The sequence below is a fragment of the Nocardia sp. 852002-51101_SCH5132738 genome, from assembly GCF_001665695.1.
GTDB lineage: Bacteria > Actinomycetota > Actinomycetes > Mycobacteriales > Mycobacteriaceae > Nocardia > Nocardia nova.
In genome coordinates, this window is record NZ_LZML01000006.1 from 14,247 (window position 1) to 30,526 (window position 16,280).

Genomic DNA, 16,280 nt, shown 5'->3' on the forward strand with positions numbered 1-16,280 from the left:
ACCGGTGCGGCCGCGCGAGCGCGGGGGCGACCCTCGGACGGCGGCCGGATCCGAAGTGTTCGGAAATTTGGTTCTCAAAACCGCACCTACCGGTTACTTGAATGAGTCATACTTCGGACCGTGTCCACTACGGCGGATTTCGAGCGCATGCTGCGCCGGGCCGCGCTGCGGGTGACGGCCCCGCGGATCGCGGTGCTGACCGCTGTGGCCGACCACCCGCACTCCGACACCGACACCATCCTCGGCCTCGTCCGCGGCACCCTGGGCACGGTCTCCCATCAGGCCGTCTACGACGTGCTGCGGGCGCTGACCGAGGCGGGTCTGCTGCGCCGGATCCAGCCGATGGGCTCGGTCGCCCGCTACGAGACCCGCGTCGGCGACAATCACCACCATCTGGTGTGCCGCTCCTGCGGCGTCATCGCCGATGTGGACTGTTCGGTCGGCGACGCACCGTGTCTGACCGCCGCCGACGACAACGGCTTCGTCCTCGACGAGGCCGAGGTCATCTACTGGGGCCTGTGCCCCTCCTGTTCCCTGCCGACTGCTCGATCGACCCCGTGATCACAGCCCGTTTCACTCACTCGGAAAGGAAAGACCGTGCCTGAGGAACATCCACCTATCGCCGAGGCCAATACCGAACCGCCCGAGAGCGGATGCCCCGTCGTCGGCCGCATGAAGCGACCCGTCGAAGGTGGCGGCAACCGCGACTGGTGGCCGGAACAGCTCAATCTCAAAGTGCTGCAGCACAATCCGGCCGAAATCAATCCCTTCGGCGCGGACTACGACTACGCCGCCGAATTCGCCACCCTGGATCTGGCCGCGGTCAAGGCCGACATCATCGAGGTGATGACGACCTCGCAGGACTGGTGGCCGGCCGATTTCGGCCACTACGGGCCACTGTTCATCCGCATGGCCTGGCATGCGGCCGGCACCTACCGCATCGAGGACGGCCGCGGCGGCGCCGGATCCGGGATGCAGCGCTTCGCCCCGCTCAACAGCTGGCCCGACAACGCCAGCCTGGACAAGGCGCGCCGGCTGCTGTGGCCGGTGAAACAGAAGTACGGCCGCAAACTGTCGTGGGCCGATCTCATCGTCTACACCGGCAACGTCGCCCTCGAGCACATGGGTTTCCAGACCTTCGGTTTCGGCGGCGGCCGCGTCGACGAGTGGGAGCCCGAGGAGGTGTACTGGGGTCCGGAGATGGAATGGCTCGGCGATGCCCGCTACTCCGGGCAGCGCGATCTGGAGAACCCGCTCGCGGCCGTGCAGATGGGCTTGATCTACGTCAATCCCGAAGGGCCCAACGGTAATCCGGATCCGCTGGCGGCCGCGATCGACATCCGCGAGACGTTCCGCCGGATGGCGATGAACGATGTGGAAACCGCGGCGCTGATCGTCGGCGGGCACACCTTCGGCAAGACCCACGGCGCCGGCCCCGCCGACAACGTCGGCCCCGAACCGGAAGCCGCGCCGCTCGAGCAGATGGGCCTGGGCTGGAAGAGCTCGTTCGGCACCGGTGTCGGCAAGGACGCGATCACCAGCGGCATCGAGGTGACGTGGACCCCGACCCCGACCCGCTGGGACAACAGCTTCCTCGAAACCCTCTACGGCTACGAATGGGAGCAGACCAAGAGTCCCGCCGGGGCGTGGCAATGGGTGCCGAAGGACGGCGCCGGCGCGGGCACGGTGCCCGACGCCCACGATTCGTCCAAGACCCAGGCCCCGGCGATGCTGACCACCGACCTGTCGCTGCGATTCGACCCCATCTACGGGCCGATCACGCGGCGCTGGCTCGACCATCCCGAGGAACTGGCCGACGAGTTCGCCAAGGCCTGGTACAAGCTGATCCACCGCGATATGGGACCCAAGTCCCGGTATCTGGGTCCGCTGGTGCCGGAGGAGACCCTGTTGTGGCAGGACCCGATCCCGGCCGTCGATCACGACCTGATCGGTGACGCCGAGATCACCACCCTCAAGGCGCGGATCCTCGATTCGGGCCTGACGGTGCCGCAGCTGGTGTCGACGGCCTGGGCGGCGGCGGCCTCGTTCCGCGGCAGCGACAAACGCGGCGGCGCCAACGGCGGCCGGTTGCGGTTGCAACCGCAGAACGGCTGGGAGGTCAACGACCCCGACGAGCTGGCCCAGGTGATCCGCACCCTGGAAGCGATCCAGGAGGCGTTCAACACCGAACAGTCCGGCAACGTGCGTGTCTCGTTCGCCGACGTCGTGGTGCTCGGCGGTGTCGCGGCGATCGAGAAGGCCGCCCGCGACGCCGGTTTCGGGGTGAGCGTCCCGTTCACCCCCGGCCGCACCGACGCCACCCAGGAACAGACCGATGTGGAGTCGTTCTCCGCGCTCGAACCCAAGGCCGACGGTTTCCGCAACTACCTCGGCAAGGGCACCCGGCTGTCGGCGGAGTATCTGCTGGTCGACAAGGCGAACCTGCTGCGGTTGACCCCGCCGGAGATGACCGTGCTCGTGGGCGGTCTGCGGGTGCTCGGCGCCAACTACAAGCAGTCGCCGCTGGGCGTGCTCACCGACAACCCCGGAGTGCTGAGCAACGATTTCTTCGTGAATCTGCTCGACATGAGCACCGAGTGGAAGCCCTCTCCGGCCGACGACGGCACCTACGTCGGCTCGGACCGGGCCACCGGCGAGCAGCGCTGGACCGGCAGCCGCGTCGATCTGGTCTTCGGCTCGAACTCGCAGCTGCGGGCGCTGGCCGAGGTGTATGCCACCGACGACGCCAAGGGCAAGTTCGTCGACGATTTCATCGCCGCCTGGGACAAGGTGATGAACCTGGATCGGTTCGACCTGGCCTGATCCGCCGTCGCCCGGATGCCCCGCGCACCACCGCCGGTGCGCGGGGCATCCGCACGTCCGGGGAGCATGCCGGTTCGGGCGGTCGTTCGGCCGCGGACGCTACAGTCACCCGAGACCACTCGGGCACAGGAGGCCGCCGTGACCGTTCCGCTGCTGGCGTGGGCCGGTGCGCTGGCGCTGATCGTCGTCTTACTGGTGTTCGACTTCGTCTTCCACGTGCGTCGCGCGCATTCGCCGACCCTGGGCGAGTCGGCGGCGTGGTCGGCGGCCTATATCGGTGTGGCGGTGGCGTTCGGGTTCGTGGTGTGGGGTCTGGGCGGATCCGAGATGGGGGTCGAGTACTTCGCCGGCTACATCACCGAGAAGGCGTTGTCGGTGGACAATCTGTTCATCTTCCTGGTGATCTTCACCGCCTTCCGGGTGCCCGCGGCCGCCCAGCAGAAGGTGCTGCTGGTGGGGATCGTGATCTCGCTGCTGGCGCGCACCGGATTCATCTTCCTCGGAGCGACGCTGATCAACCGTTTCGCGTGGGTGTTCTACCTGTTCGGCGGGGTGCTGCTGGTGACCGCGGGCAATATGCTGCGTCCCGAGAGCGAGGACACCCACTCCGGCGACGGGCTGGTGGTGCGCGCGACCCGGAAACTGTTGCGCACCACCGACTCCTACGACAGTGACGCGATGACCACGATCGTGGACGGTCGGCGCCGGTTGACGCCGATGGTGTCGGCGATGATCGCGATCGGCGGCACCGATGTGCTGTTCGCCCTCGATTCGATTCCCGCGATCTTCGGCCTCACCGAGAACGTATTCCTGGTGTTCACCGCCACCGCATTCTCGCTTCTGGGGTTGCGGCAGTTGTTCTTCCTGCTCGAGGGGCTGCTGGACCGGTTGATCTATCTGGGTTTCGGGCTGGCCGCCGTACTCGGCTTCATCGGCGTGAAGCTCATACTGCACGCGCTGCATCACAACAGCGTGCCGTTCGTCAACGACGGCGACCCGGTGCCGGTGGCCGAGATTCCCACCGTGTGGTCGCTGGTCGTGATCGTCGCGATACTCGTTGTGACGGTGGTGGTCTCGTTGTGGAGCCCGGCCGGGCGCGCGCAGACCGCGGTCGCCGGGGCGCGCCGCTACGCCACCCGGTACCTCGATCTGGGCTACGAGGCCGATCAGGCCGTGCGCGAACACACCTACGGGCGGATGCTGGCAGCGGAACGGACCATGGCCGGGCTGCCGGACAAATATGTGCACCGGTTCCGCGCCGAGGACCTGACCACGCTTCTGGACCGCGCGCACGTCGTGCACGAGGACCGCATGGAACGCATCCGCGCGGGCCTGCCCCTGCGGATGTGACCGTCGAACCCCTCCTCTTTATATTCCGTTTCGGCTATATTGCCGATATGGCATCTACGTTCGAGGCGCTGGCCGAACCGCGGCGCCGCGAAATCCTCGACCTGCTGCGCCGGCGCGAACACCTGGTCGGCGAACTGGTCACCGAACTGCGCCTGGCACAACCGACGGTGTCGAAACACCTGAAGATCCTGCGCGGCGCCGGCCTGGTCGAGGTCCGCCAGGACGCGCAACGGCGCTGGTACCGGCTGCGACCCCAGCCGCTCACCGAGATCGACCTGTGGCTGGCCCCCTACCGGCAGCTGTGGGACACCAGCCTCGACGCGCTGGCCCGCCACCTCGACGCGCTGGCCGCCGACGACAGCACCACCCTCACCGAAGCCGAAACCGCAAGGAGTGATGACGATGAGTGACCCGTCCGCCGAACTGACCACGATCGACGGCACGCCCACGTTGCGGTTCGAGCGCCGCTTCGCCCATCCCCGGGAACGAGTGTGGCGGGCGATCAGCGATCCCGAGCAGATGAAGGCGTGGTTTCCGGCCGCGGTGCAAACCGACCTGCGCCCCGGCGCGCCGATGCGATTCGTCTTCGACGACGAAGCCCCGATCGAGGACACCTGGGACGGAGAGGTCCTAGAGGTCGATCCGCCGAAGGTGTTCATGTTCCGCTGGAACCGGGATGTGCTGCGATTCGAGCTGATCGCCGACGGCGACGGCTGCCGGCTGGTGTTCACCCACGCGCTCGGCGACGGCCCGGCCGGCCGCCTGGGCGCCGCCCGCACCGCCGCCGGATGGGACGGCTGCCTGACCAGCCTGGCCGCCGCACTCGACGACCGCGCCGAAGATGAGGACCCGAGAGCCGGATGGCTGGCCCGGGCCGAAGCCTACGCCGAGAAGTTCGGGCTGGCCCGCGGCAGCGCCGAACCCGGCGTGGGCCCCGAATCCGATGTGGTGCTGCGGTTTTCGCGGGACCTGGTGTGGCGGCCCGCGGACACGATCTGGGCGATCCTGATCGAGGACCACCCCCTGCGCGTCGGCGCGCTACCACCGGCGCGCGCGACCAATCCGGCGATCGAGCCGGGACCGGTCACCGCATTCGATCCGCCGCGGCTGCTGGAATACGAGGTGTCAGTGGACGGGCAGCCGGCGGGACGGGCGCGGTGGGAGATCATCGCCGATCCGCGACTGGGCACCCGGGTCGAGTTCGCCCACACCCTGCCCCACCGGCTCGCCGCGCACCGCGCCGGACTGCTGGCCGCCTGGCAGGTGCATATCGAACTGTTCTTCGCCGCGACCCAGGGCGAGATCCGGTGCCCGTGGCCCGAGCAGCGGGTCACCGAACTGACCGCCACCTACAGCTGAGTCACTGCGCGGGCGTGCGGCCGGTGCGGGCCGGAATCGTGGTGTCCAGCACCGTCATCAGCGCGACGAGGACACCGAGGGCAACGATCACCCAGGCGATGGCGTGCAGCCCGGCATCGGTGGTGGCCGAACCGAAGGTGAGCGTGATCAGGCTGGAGGAGAAGATCGCCCCCATATAGGCGAAGGTGCGATACAACCCCGACGCCACCGCGACCTGCCGGGCGGGCGCTTGCACATACAGCGCGGCCTGGTTGGCGAACCCGCTGGCGCCGCCGGCCACTCCGAACAGCAGCGACATCGCGATCAGCACGATCACCGGCGAGTTGTGCGTGATCACGGCCATGACCAGCCCGGTCGCGATCAACACCGCACCGCTCGCGGTCAGCGGCACCCGCACCCAGCCGCGATTGGACACCAGCCGCGCGATGACGATACTGATCGCCGACAGCGGCAGCAGGATCAACCCCACCTGGGAGGCGCTGTAGTGGGCGGCCTGTTCCATCCACTGACTGGTCCCGTAGAGGGCGGTGTAGGTGCCCAGCGACACCACCGCCTGCCGCAGATACGTGCGCAACAGGCCGCCGTTGCGGGTCAGCATCCGCACATCGATGAGCGGACTGCGGGCCCGCAACTCCCACGCCACCAGCGCGGCGACCAGTCCCAGCGTCACCGGCAGCAACCACCACAGCGGTGAGCGCAGATCCGACAGAAACCTCAGCATGCCGATCACGGCGCCGGCGAACAGGCCGATGCCGACGAGGTCGACCGCGGCCGGCAGCGACCCCTGATCGCGGTCGCGCGGTGCATCCTTCGGCACCCCGGTCGCCGTCGCCACCAGCGCGACCAGCGCGAGCGGGATGTTGACGAAAAATATTGCGCGCCAACCGAACACACCCGCCAGCAGACCACCCAGCGGCAGCCCCACCACGGAGGTGACCTGCGCGGCGATCGAGAAGTTGCCCAGCACTCGCGCCGGCACCCCCGTCCCGGCGTCGTCGGCGCGCCGCCGCACCAGCGCCATCGCGGTGGGAAACGCCGCCGAGGTGCCGATCCCGATGAGCGCGCGCGACACCACCAGGAACCCGAATGCCGGTGCGGCGGCGCCGATCACGCCGGCGGCGATGAGGATGATCAACCCGCTGGTGAACACCCGGCGCGGCCCGAACAGCGTGGCGAGTTTGCCCATGGTGGGCTGGGCGACGGCACTGCACAGATACAGCACCGAGATGAGCACGGCGGTGGTGCCGGGGCCCCGGTGGAAGTCGACGCCGATGCCGACGAGGGCGGTGGCGATGGTGGAGGTGTTGATCGGATTGAGGGTCGAGCCCAGCAGCAGCGGCCCGACAAAGCGGACGGTGAACGGGTCGCTGCGGGCGGGCGCGGTGTCGGCGGGGGCGGCTGTCACGAGCGGGCCGCCAATGTCCGTAGCACGTCGTCGGTGGTTCCGGTTTCGGCGATGCGGCCGAAGATGTGGCCGATGCTGTGGTCGTGGCGTTCGGCGTCGGAATCGGTCATCGCATCGACCGGCAGCGTGACGTGGAAACCCTGTTCGTGGGCGTCGCGGGCGGTCGATTCGACGCCGGCGCCGGTGGCGATGCCCACGACCACCACCTGCGTGACGCCGTCGGCACGCAACCGGTCGGCGAGCCCGGTGCCGGCGAAGGCGCTGCGGGCGTGCTTGGTGACCTGGATGTCGCCGGGCTGCGGCGCCATCTCGGGAATGAGGGCGGTCCAGTCCGGCGGCAGATCGGTCATGGTCATCGCGCCGGCGTCGGTGCGCCCGGGCGGGGTGCCGGCGACGTTGACGAGCACGACCGGCAGGTCCCGGTCGCGGAAGGCGTGCGCGAGTGTGGCCGCGCGCGTGATCACGGGTTCGACCGGATGCGCCAGCGGCCGGCCGACGATGCCGTGCTGCAGATCGATCACGATGAGGGCGGTGGCCGGGTCCAGGGTGGTGACGGGCATGACGAATTCCTTTGCTGGCGTGCGGTTTCGGACGCACCGGGGTCGGCGCGCGCCGGATCGCGCGAACCCGGTGGCCGGGTCGCGGATTTCGGTTGTGGGCGCTTGGATCAGCCGGCCCGGCCGATGCGGTCGAGCAGCCCGACCGCATCGGCGAGTTGCCGGATTTCGGCGTCGGTGAATTCGGCCTCGATGACGCGGGTGAGCCAGTCCTCTTTCGCGCGGCGGCCGGTGCGGAATTCGTCGCGGGCGGCCTCGGTCAGGTCCAGGACGGTTTTGCGGCCGTCGGCCGGATCGGGTGTGCCCGCGATGAGACCCGCCTCTTCCAGCGCGCGAACGATTTTCGCCATCGACTGCGGGCGCATTCCCGCCGCGTGGGCCAGTTGGGTGGCCGTGGCGGGCCCGCCCTGTTCGAGGCGGATGAGGACCGAGCTCTGGGATTTGGTGAGGTCGCTGCCCTCGGCCTGAGCGCGCAGCTGCCGCAGCAGCCGGCTGACGGCGACACGCAGATCGGCCGCCACCGCGGCGGGGGTGGGCGCAGGCTTTCCGGACACGACTCCACCGTATCATTTACTAAGCTAACTGTACAGCTGGCTGTATAAATTCGGATGCGACTCGGCCTTCGCCGAGTGTGATTACTTGACGGCCGGTAAGTAATGTCGCTAGCCTGACCGAAAAGCCCCCTACCGGGTCGTTTACTCGATCCGGCCGGCGCGGGAAGTGGGTGGGGATGGAAACCGTCAGTGTGTTGTGGCCGGTGCCGGCCGAGCGCGTCGCGACCGTCGAAGTCGGCGAGGACGCGCTGACCGACCTGGAAATCGAACCGCTGCTCGCCGCGATCGTCGGCGATACCGACGACCACGACCTCACCGCCCTGCTGCGCCGCCCCGTCCGTGACCCCGACACCGTCCGATTCCGCCACGAGGTGTTCACCGACCTCGACGACCGCGAAACATACGCCGCCGCAGAGGAATTCGTGATCGCCATGTGGCGGGTGCGGCGCCGGCTGCGCATCGCCGGCGAGCTGTATCACCGGCATCAACGCCACCGCGCCCACCTCGACGCCGCCGCCGGCTACGTGGCCGCGGTCACCGCACTGCACGCGGCGACCGCACGGCTGCCACTGCGATCGCGGGCACTGCTGCGGTGGCGCACTTACCTCGACACCTATTGCGCCGGTGCGGATCTGCGCACATTGGCCCACGACATCGACACCGTACGAGCCGCGCTGGCCCGCGTGCGGTACCGGCTGCGGATCGTCGACCGCACCCTCGAGGTGAGCCCCGCACGCCCCGCACCCGACTACACCGCCGCCGTGACGCGACTGCTCGCCCGCTTCGGCGCACCACACCGCCGCGACCCACACCCGCAACCGGAGTGGCCGGACATGAACCAGACCGAGGAACATATCCTCGACCGGGTCGCCGACCTGTACCCGGCGCCGTTCGAGCGACTGGCCGAATTCGCCACCCGCCATCGAGATTTCATCGCCCCCGAGGTGACCGAATTCGATCGAGGCATGCAGTTCTATCTGCGCTACCGCCGGTTCGCCCACCGCGCCGCCGGCACCGGCCGCAGTCTGTGCCTGCCCGAGATCGCCGCACCCGGCGAACCGATCCACGCCGAGTGCGCCTACGACCTCGCCCTCGCTACCCGCTCACCGAACCCGCTGGTGTGCAACGATTTCCGCCTCGAACCCCCGGAACGAATGACGGTGGTGACCGGCCCCAATCAGGGCGGGAAGACGACCTTCGCGCGCGCGATCGGGCAACTGGTGTACTTCGCCGCGCTCGGCGGCCCGGTCCCCGCGCAGGCGGCGCGGCTGCCGCTGCCCGATCGCATCCACACCCACTTCGAACGCGCCGAACACGCCGGCGACCCGGACGGAAGGCTGCTGGCGGACCTGCGCTCCATGCGCGAAATCCTGCGGACCACGAGCGCGGACACCCTGGTCGTGCTCAACGAGAGTTTCTCCACGACCACCACACACGACGGCGCGCGCATCGCCGGCGAGGTCCTGGCCCACATCGTGCGGCTCGGCGCCTGGGGGGTGTGGGTGAGTTTCTTCGACGACCTCGCCGACGCCGGACCCGAGGTGGTGTCGATGGTGGCATCGACCGACCCGGCCGACCGAGCACACCGCACCTACCGCATCGTGCGCCGCCCCGCCGACGGCAACGCCTACGCCACCGAACTCGCCCAACGCTACGGACTCGGCTACCACGCGGTGGCCGCGAGGCTGGCGCGATGAGGGTCCGGCTGCTGTTCCCCGCCGACACCGCACCCGCACCGGCCGCGCTCGGCGACACCGCTGTCGCGGATCTGGGCATCTCCGCACTGATCGACACCATCGCCGAGCGCGACCCGGCGATCGCCGACACGGTCCGGGCAGTCATCACCGCGCCCCCGGCGGATCCGGCCGTGATCACACACCGCCACGCCGTGCTCACCGACTGCTGCGCCCACCCCGACCTCGTGCGCGCCGTCCACGACATCGCCGCCGCCGCGACGTCGGTGCGGCGCTGGACATCGGCGGCACGCCGGCGCGCCAACGGCACACTGGTTCTGACCCTGCCACCGTTCACCGCACAGCTCGAGCAGCTGCGCCGGCTGCGCACCCTGCTCGAACGCGACGGCGACCGCCTCACCGCCGCGGGCTGGACCGACCTGATCGCGACGACGAAACAGTTCGACGACACCTACCTGCGAGCGGTGCGCGACGAGCTGAGCGTGCTGCGCTTCGACCACGGCGTCGACATCGAGGCGGGCCTGGGCACCGGCAACAAGATCACCGATGTCGTGGTCCACCGGCCACCCGCACGCCGGCCACGATTCGGATTCCCCCGCAGCACAAGCGTTTTCGAAGCGATCGCCGACGGCGATGCCGAGGCCGATCCGGTGATGCAGCTGAAGGACCACGCGCTGGCAGAACTCGCGGACGTGGTCGCCGCTACCGCCGACCGGCTGCACGCCTTCTTCCTGCGGTTACGCGAGGAGACCGCCTTCTACCTCGGCTGCCTGATCCTGCGAGAGCGCCTCGACCGCATCGCGATCCCCTACTGCCTGCCGCACCCCCACCCGTCCGGCACGACGCGGCTACGCTGCCGCGGGCTGCGCGACATCACCCTGGCGCTGGGCCCGGAACCCGCGAGCGTGGCGGGCAGCGACCTCGCCGCCGACGGGCGATCGCTGCTGATCGTCACCGGCGCCAACAACGGCGGCAAATCCACGTTCCTGCGCAGCCTCGGCGCCGCGCAGCTGATGATGCAGGCCGGAATGTTCGTCCTCGCCGAGGAATTCGCCGCCGACGTCCGCGACGGAGTGTTCACCCATTTCGTCGGCGACGAGGACCACACCCTGTCCTACGGCAAACTCGCCGACGAACTGGTCCGGATGAACGCGGTGATCGACCGGATCGGGCCGCGCGGGCTGCTGCTGTGCAACGAGGCGTTCGCCTCCACCGGCGAACGCGACGCCGGCCGTATCGCCGGGCCCCTGCTGCGGGCGCTCACCGAGGCCGGAGTGAAGGTCGTGTTCGTCACCCACCTCTACGACTACGCGCGCACCCGCCACGCCGAGGCGCACCCCGGCGACCTGTTCCTGCGCGCCGAACGCGGACCCGACGGCACGCGCACCCACCGCATCGTGGCGGGCCCGCCCGAGGCCGGCGGTCACGGTTACGACCTGTGGGCCGCCACCGAACCCGGGTAACCGGGCTCAGGCCGAGGGACGCAGACTGCTCAACACCCGGATCGCATCCGACAGCGGGATCATCCGGCCGGGTTGTTCGGCGAGCAACCCCATCTCGATGTACTGGCGAATCAGCATCGAGGGGGTGATGCAGTGTTCGGCGGCCGCCTCCCGGATCCGGTCACGCAGATCCTTCGGCAGTTTCAAGGAGGTGGTGACCATCCCGCGTTCGATCTCCTCGCCGGTCGGCGGCAGCGCGGGCGCCGCGGCGGAGTCGTCGAACACCAAACCGTCCACGACCGCCTGCGGGTCGGCGCCGGGCTTCGGTTCGAAGATGTGCTTGTCGGTCATCGGTTCGCCTCCCATGCGGTGTATTCCTCGAGCTGCTGCGGGCGCATCTGCGCGGCCATCACGATCTCCCAGGTGCCGGCCGACTCCGGCGACGGCCGCATCCGCAGCATCACCACCAGTGGACGGCCCGCGTCGGTGCGGCCCCACACGGTCGTGACGGGCAACCCTTCCGGGGTGCGGGCCGGACGCGGCCAGCGCCGCGACGAATACAGCACCTCCATCACCTCCCAGGGCGCCACCTCGGCACGAGCCAGGAACGAGTGGATTCCGATCCACCATGCGTACTCCACGCAGCCACCATAATACCCGCGTATTACCTACCTCGGCAGTGGTGAGCGTCGCTGCGGCAGCACCACCGTGCGATCGAACGCCGCGGGATGGGCCGCGGCGTGCTCGACCGCCGCCGCGACGTCGTCCAATCCGAACGTGGTGACCGTTTCCACAGAGAGATCGAGCAGCCCGCACCGCACCAACTCGATCAACCCCGAAACAGCGGTGCGCGGGCACATCCACTGACCTCGCAACGTCACACTGTTGCGCATCAGCCACGGATACGGCAGCGCCAGATCGGAACCGCCGAGCATCCCCACCCCGCCCATGAGCACGACGCGCCCGAACTCCCGCACCGTCATCGCCGCGGTCCGCACCACGCGCGTGTCCGCCGCGGGCGGCAGAATATCGAGCACCACATCCACCGGTCCCCCGCCCGCGGCCACCATCGCCTGCCGATCCACCTCCGCGTCGCCGGTCAGCTCGACCGGGCGCACACGGTCTCCGAACAGGTCCCGCAACCGGGTCGCAGCCGCGCGGTTGCGGCCGGGAGCCACTACCCGGCTCGCGCCCATGGCAAGCCCCACCGCCACCGCCGCACCCCCGAAATTGCCGGTCGCCCCGCTCACCAGCAATGTTTCCCCGGCACGCAGATCCGCCGCCAGCAGACCCCCGTACGGCACCAGCGGCACCGCCAGGGATGCCCAGCCGGCCACGTCCTCGCCGTCGACGTCACCGAGCGGCACGGCGTTCTCCGTCGGCACGACCATGCGCTCCGCGAACGACCCGTGATGAAAGTATCGCGACAATCGCAGCCCGCCCGGACCACGCGAACTCCAGCCCTGCAACGTGATGTCGGGAGTGCGCGCGTCGTCGCGGGAACGCACCGTCGGATCACACCACACCAGGTCCCCGGGCCGCAGCCGGGTCGCATCCGGACCGGCCGACACCACCCGCCCGACCCCGCCCATTCCCGGAATCACCGGCGGCTCCAGCGGATAGTTGCGCACACCGCCGAAAACCTCTGCCGCATACGGCAAGACACAGGTAGCGAGCACATCCACCAGGACCTCACCCGGCCCGGCCACCGGATCGGGCACAGTCGTCACCGTCAACGGCTGCCCGAACTGTTCCAACATCGCCGCACGCATCGCCCACTCCTCAGGTTCCGAATCTCTTCTTCGCCAACGTAGGACGCGATCCGGCCATGCCACCAGCGAAAGTCCGGCATATCTGGTATGCCGGACAGTCATGGATCTGTCACCGGCCGGACTGCGGGTGCTGGCCGAGGTCGCCGAACGCGGATCGTTCACCGCCGCGGCCGCCGCCCTCGGCTATACCCAATCCGGCATCTCACGCCAAGCCGCGGCCCTCGAACGCGAGGCCGGAAAACCCCTGTTCGAACGCCACCGCACCGGCGTCCACCTCACCCCGGCCGGGCTGACGCTGCTGCGCCACGCACGGGTCGCGCTGGACGCGCTGGAGGCCGCGCGACGCGACCTCGACGACCGCGATCTCGTCCAGCGGGTACGGCTGGGCAGCCTCATCAGCGCGGGCGCGGTACTCGTACCCACCGCGCTGGCCGCGCTGCGACGCACCCACCCCGCACTCGAGGTGTCCACCCGCGAGGGCACCACGCCGGCGCTGGTCCGCGCCATCCGCGCCGGCAGCCTCGATCTCGCCGTGATCACCTCGCGGCCGCCGCACCGGCCACCCGACACCGAACTACCGCGGCTGATCGTCGAACAACTCGGCGAGGTGGAACTGCTCGTCGCCGCCCCCGCCACCGGCCGCTTCGCCGGGCGCACCACCGTCACCGTCGACGAACTCGTCGACGCCCCATGGATCGCGAGCCCCGCCGCCACCACCGAACCGCTGCTGGGAGTGTGGCCGGGGTTGCCCGGCCGCCCCCACATCGCACACCGCGCCCGCGACTGGCTCGCCAAACTCGCCCTCGTCGCCGCCGGCTGCGGCGTGACCACCGTCCCCTCGGGCCTGTTCCCGGCGCTGCCGCCGGAGGTCATCACGCTGCGCGTCGTCACCGGCTCCCACGACCGCGCCGCCACCGAACTGCGCCGCCTGTCGCTGGTCCGCACACCGGCCCCGCTCACCCCGCCGAACGCGGCCGTGATCGAGGCATTACGCAGCGCCGCAACACCTTTCGCACACGGGACCGCACGGGCGCCGGGCTAGCCGGTCACCAGATCAGGGTCCGCTCGGGCACCCGCACACACGCGAAGAAGCGTTTGCCGATATCGCTGCCGTCGTGGTTGTAGGCGTTCATGATCTCGGCCAGCTCGTCGGCCAGCTCCTGCAGCGCCGGGCTCGGATTGTCGATGCCGCAGTCGCTGACCCAACCCCACTCCCGCGGCACACCCTCGATGGTGACGATGATCTTGCCGACGTACGGGGTGGCGACCGAGTAGGAGATCTCGATGGGAGCGTCCCGGATCGGCGAACGTTCGGCGAGCTCCGCACGATGCTGCGGCATGCTGAAGATCTGCGCGAAAACGATGTCCTGACTGATCATTTCGGCAATGCTCGCCAACGTGGCGTGCCGCCCGACCCGGTGATAGCGGGGACCGTAATCACGATCGCCCCGCGGTCCCGCCGCCTGCGGATGCTTGGCCAGGATGCGGTCGAGCATGCGCTGGGCGGCCTCGCGTTCGGCGGCACCGGTCGCGGGATGATCGATCAGCTGGCGCAGCCGGGAAATCCGGGGGCTCAGGGCCGTTGACATGGTCGCGGTCCTCTCCTCGTCGTCGCACGGCAGCCGCGGCCGCGGTCGGTCAGGGCAGCGGATCGACCAGCACCTGATGGTCGATGCGTCGCAACATATCCGGCCGAGCGGTCAAACACGGCCAATTGCGAGAGACCGCCTCACTGGCGGCGTGTCCGGCGGCCACCAGCCCATCGGCATCGGAACGTCCGGCCAGCAACGCCGCCACCCGGGAGGCCGCGCCGGTGTCCAGTCCGGTCACCACGGTGTGCGGCAGCTCCAGCAACACCGCGAGAATATCGAGCCGATCCGGCCGGATCAGCGCCTGCCCCGCCGCCGCCACCGCCGCGGGCACCACGATGGTATGACCGGCCTCGGCCGTCGCCCATGCCACCGCGTGCACGTACGGCAGCCGCCGCGTCCAGCCCACCACGGCGGCGGTGTCGAACACCACGCCGCCCAGTGCGGCCGGGCTCACGCGGCGCCGGCGCTTCGCCGATCCAGATCCTCCGCCGACAGCGGCGGCAGGCCCTGCACACGCCGGGCCTGATTCACCAGCTCGAGCGGCGGCACGCCACCGAAACTGGACTCGATGGCATCCAGCGAAATATCGCGATCCATCCGATCCCGCAACGCGGCCGACACGTAGGCGGACAGATTATCGATCCGCCCCGACGCCTTCCAGCGCTCCAAGGTGGACACATCATCCTTGGGGACCGAGATCGTCACCTTCTTCGTCTCCGCCATACCAACAGCTTACGGCAGTATGGCGCCCGGACGGCGGCGACTACCGCGCGAAGACGGTGGCCTGCGCTCCGCGCAGCAGCTCGACCAGCTCCTTGCCCGCCGTGTCGTCCAACGCCGCGAAGGCCGGGGCGATCAGCTCGTCGGTCAGCGCCTCGGCCGCATCCCAGCGCTGCCGCATCGCCGAGCTCACCTCGGTGACGTCGACCCGTTCACCCCACCCGAACAGCCGCGCCTGGGTGGGCCCGTCGGTACGCGGCGAGCCACCGATCAGCACCGCCTCGAACGGCGACAGCCCACTGGCCCGCACCGCCATCAGATGCAGGCCGCCCCGCAGCTCACGCAGACAATGGATCAACTGCAACACCCGACCGGCGGCATCGTCGGCGAGCGGCAACGCCCGCCAGCCCGCGAACAGGCTCACCCCCGCCACATCGGCGGCATCGGTCACCACCCGCAGCAATTCGGCCAACCGGTCGCAGCCGTCGAATCCGGCGAGTTTGCGGCGACCGAAACCCTGGCACGCCGCCAGATATCCGGCCGCGGCCTGCGCGGGCGCCATCGCCACCGAATCCCAGGCCACCCGAACGGTTTCCGGCTCGAAGAACCCGAACGCCGCGGTCACCACATCGGCATCCACCTCGCCGAGCACCCCGCCGCGGCCGCGCGTATACGGGCCGATGAAGCCGTCCACGCCGGTGGTGGCACCGAATGCCTTGGCCTCGCGGGAGAACATGAACGCGCCCCCGATGGTCTGGATCTCGGATTTTACCGCGGCCGGCACCGACAAGGCGGACCCCTTTCGACGAGAGCGACCGATCCGGCCACTCGGCTCCTTCGACAATCCCCCGGAGCCTATCTCGCTTCAATCCACTAATGCCAGCGCCGGGCCGTAATCCGCCGCCCCCGCGAACAACCCCCGAGCTAATCCACCATCGCAAAGCAGTATCTGACCATCGTGCTCGATGGGCTCACCAACCCCGAGAACCGTTCCGGCGCAGTTCAGCCCCCG

The 16,280-nt window shown here is 69.5% G+C and carries 18 protein-coding genes; 8 read left to right on the top strand and 10 right to left on the bottom strand.

The features are described from left to right. Nucleotides 1-147: 147 nt before the first annotated feature. From A5789_RS01145 to A5789_RS01165, 5 genes are all read left to right on the top strand, one after another. Nucleotides 148-561 (top strand): Fur family transcriptional regulator, encoded by a 414-nt coding sequence (locus tag A5789_RS01145; protein ID WP_036525450.1) that lies wholly within the window; start codon nt 148-150, stop codon nt 559-561. Between the two features lie 36 nt (nt 562-597). Then, nucleotides 598-2,823, top strand: coding sequence for a catalase/peroxidase HPI (gene katG / locus A5789_RS01150; RefSeq protein ID WP_063016158.1), 2,226 nt, complete (start codon nt 598-600; stop codon nt 2,821-2,823). A 138-nt stretch (nt 2,824-2,961) separates the two neighbouring features. Beyond that, complete coding sequence (locus A5789_RS01155; RefSeq protein WP_064902351.1) at nt 2,962-4,173, top strand: TerC/Alx family metal homeostasis membrane protein; 1,212 nt, start codon at nt 2,962-2,964, stop codon at nt 4,171-4,173. A 47-nt stretch (nt 4,174-4,220) separates the two neighbouring features. Further along, entirely contained in the window at nt 4,221-4,583 is a 363-nt protein-coding gene (locus A5789_RS01160; protein WP_063016160.1) for a helix-turn-helix transcriptional regulator, read from the top strand. Continuing rightward, nucleotides 4,576-5,532 (top strand): SRPBCC family protein, encoded by a 957-nt coding sequence (locus A5789_RS01165; protein ID WP_064902352.1) that lies wholly within the window; start codon nt 4,576-4,578, stop codon nt 5,530-5,532. The genes A5789_RS01160 and A5789_RS01165 overlap by 8 nt, the downstream gene beginning before the upstream one ends. 1 nt (nt 5,533) lies before the next feature. Here the strand turns inward: A5789_RS01165 and A5789_RS01170 are convergent, their stop codons facing one another. The 3 genes from A5789_RS01170 to A5789_RS01180 all read right to left on the bottom strand — a co-directional run bounded on the left by A5789_RS01170 (nt 5,534) and on the right by A5789_RS01180 (nt 8,048). Then, nucleotides 5,534-6,937, bottom strand: coding sequence for an MFS transporter (locus A5789_RS01170; RefSeq protein ID WP_064902353.1), 1,404 nt, complete (start codon nt 6,935-6,937; stop codon nt 5,534-5,536). Further along, the gene (locus tag A5789_RS01175) at nt 6,934-7,497 is read right to left on the bottom strand and encodes an isochorismatase family protein (protein WP_064902354.1); all 564 of its coding nucleotides are present in this window, start codon (nt 7,495-7,497) and stop codon (nt 6,934-6,936) included. The genes A5789_RS01170 and A5789_RS01175 overlap by 4 nt, the downstream gene beginning before the upstream one ends. Nucleotides 7,498-7,604: 107 nt before the next feature. After that, nucleotides 7,605-8,048 carry a MarR family winged helix-turn-helix transcriptional regulator gene (locus tag A5789_RS01180; protein WP_063016168.1) on the bottom strand — a complete coding sequence of 148 codons (444 nt, stop codon included), beginning with the start codon at nt 8,046-8,048 and terminating at the stop codon, nt 7,605-7,607. Between the two features lie 176 nt (nt 8,049-8,224). Between A5789_RS01180 and A5789_RS01185 the strand changes: the two genes are divergently transcribed. Beyond that, the gene (locus A5789_RS01185; protein WP_064902356.1) at nt 8,225-9,745 is read left to right on the top strand and encodes a hypothetical protein; all 1,521 of its coding nucleotides are present in this window, start codon (nt 8,225-8,227) and stop codon (nt 9,743-9,745) included. Further along, a complete protein-coding gene (locus A5789_RS01190; RefSeq protein ID WP_064902357.1) occupies nt 9,742-11,205 on the top strand; it encodes a hypothetical protein in 1,464 nt (487 codons plus the stop codon). Before A5789_RS01185 ends, A5789_RS01190 begins: the two co-directional genes overlap by 4 nt. Before the next feature lie 6 nt (nt 11,206-11,211). Here the strand turns inward: A5789_RS01190 and A5789_RS01195 are convergent, their stop codons facing one another. From A5789_RS01195 to A5789_RS01205, 3 genes are read right to left on the bottom strand one after another with little or no spacing between them, the layout of a single operon-like run. Then, nucleotides 11,212-11,550 (bottom strand): CopG family transcriptional regulator, encoded by a 339-nt coding sequence (locus tag A5789_RS01195; protein WP_030516975.1) that lies wholly within the window; start codon nt 11,548-11,550, stop codon nt 11,212-11,214. Then, complete coding sequence (locus tag A5789_RS01200) at nt 11,532-11,825, bottom strand: hypothetical protein (protein ID WP_051043657.1); 294 nt, start codon at nt 11,823-11,825, stop codon at nt 11,532-11,534. The genes A5789_RS01195 and A5789_RS01200 overlap by 19 nt, the downstream gene beginning before the upstream one ends. Before the next feature lie 27 nt (nt 11,826-11,852). After that, a complete protein-coding gene (locus A5789_RS01205; protein WP_064902358.1) occupies nt 11,853-12,956 on the bottom strand; it encodes an alcohol dehydrogenase catalytic domain-containing protein in 1,104 nt (367 codons plus the stop codon). Between the two features lie 100 nt (nt 12,957-13,056). Between A5789_RS01205 and A5789_RS01210 the strand changes: the two genes are divergently transcribed. Next, on the top strand, nt 13,057-13,998 hold the full coding sequence (locus tag A5789_RS01210; protein WP_064902359.1) for a LysR family transcriptional regulator: 942 nt from the start codon (nt 13,057-13,059) through the stop codon (nt 13,996-13,998). 4 nt (nt 13,999-14,002) lie between these two features. Here the strand turns inward: A5789_RS01210 and A5789_RS01215 are convergent, their stop codons facing one another. The 4 genes from A5789_RS01215 to A5789_RS01230 are packed head-to-tail and all read right to left on the bottom strand — an operon-like array spanning nt 14,003 to nt 16,052. After that, nucleotides 14,003-14,545: a hypothetical protein gene (locus tag A5789_RS01215; RefSeq protein WP_030516979.1), complete on the bottom strand. Its 543-nt coding sequence runs from the start codon at nt 14,543-14,545 to the stop codon at nt 14,003-14,005. A 49-nt stretch (nt 14,546-14,594) separates the two neighbouring features. After that, the gene (locus A5789_RS01220; RefSeq protein ID WP_036508401.1) at nt 14,595-15,002 is read right to left on the bottom strand and encodes a hypothetical protein; all 408 of its coding nucleotides are present in this window, start codon (nt 15,000-15,002) and stop codon (nt 14,595-14,597) included. Beyond that, complete coding sequence (locus A5789_RS01225; protein ID WP_030516981.1) at nt 14,999-15,271, bottom strand: hypothetical protein; 273 nt, start codon at nt 15,269-15,271, stop codon at nt 14,999-15,001. Before A5789_RS01225 ends, A5789_RS01220 begins: the two co-directional genes overlap by 4 nt. Nucleotides 15,272-15,311: 40 nt before the next feature. Further along, the gene (locus A5789_RS01230) at nt 15,312-16,052 is read right to left on the bottom strand and encodes a hypothetical protein (protein WP_231953317.1); all 741 of its coding nucleotides are present in this window, start codon (nt 16,050-16,052) and stop codon (nt 15,312-15,314) included. Nucleotides 16,053-16,280 lie beyond the last annotated feature (228 nt).

Bases quoted from the DNA above. Each gene is read 5' to 3' on its own strand.
- A5789_RS01190 (WP_064902357.1), top strand. From the start codon at position 9,742: ATGAGGGTCCGGCTGCTGTTCCCCGCCGACACCGCACCCGCACCGGCC.
- A5789_RS01225 (WP_030516981.1), bottom strand. From the start codon at position 15,271: ATGGCGGAGACGAAGAAGGTGACGATCTCGGTCCCCAAGGATGATGTG.
- A5789_RS01175 (WP_064902354.1), bottom strand. From the start codon at position 7,497: ATGCCCGTCACCACCCTGGACCCGGCCACCGCCCTCATCGTGATCGAT.
- A5789_RS01195 (WP_030516975.1), bottom strand. From the start codon at position 11,550: ATGGGAGGCGAACCGATGACCGACAAGCACATCTTCGAACCGAAGCCC.
- A5789_RS01160 (WP_063016160.1), top strand. From the start codon at position 4,221: ATGGCATCTACGTTCGAGGCGCTGGCCGAACCGCGGCGCCGCGAAATC.
- A5789_RS01205 (WP_064902358.1), bottom strand. From the start codon at position 12,956: ATGCGTGCGGCGATGTTGGAACAGTTCGGGCAGCCGTTGACGGTGACG.
- A5789_RS01210 (WP_064902359.1), top strand. From the start codon at position 13,057: ATGGATCTGTCACCGGCCGGACTGCGGGTGCTGGCCGAGGTCGCCGAA.
- A5789_RS01215 (WP_030516979.1), bottom strand. From the start codon at position 14,545: ATGTCAACGGCCCTGAGCCCCCGGATTTCCCGGCTGCGCCAGCTGATC.
- A5789_RS01185 (WP_064902356.1), top strand. From the start codon at position 8,225: ATGGAAACCGTCAGTGTGTTGTGGCCGGTGCCGGCCGAGCGCGTCGCG.
- A5789_RS01145 (WP_036525450.1), top strand. From the start codon at position 148: ATGCTGCGCCGGGCCGCGCTGCGGGTGACGGCCCCGCGGATCGCGGTG.
- A5789_RS01165 (WP_064902352.1), top strand. From the start codon at position 4,576: ATGAGTGACCCGTCCGCCGAACTGACCACGATCGACGGCACGCCCACG.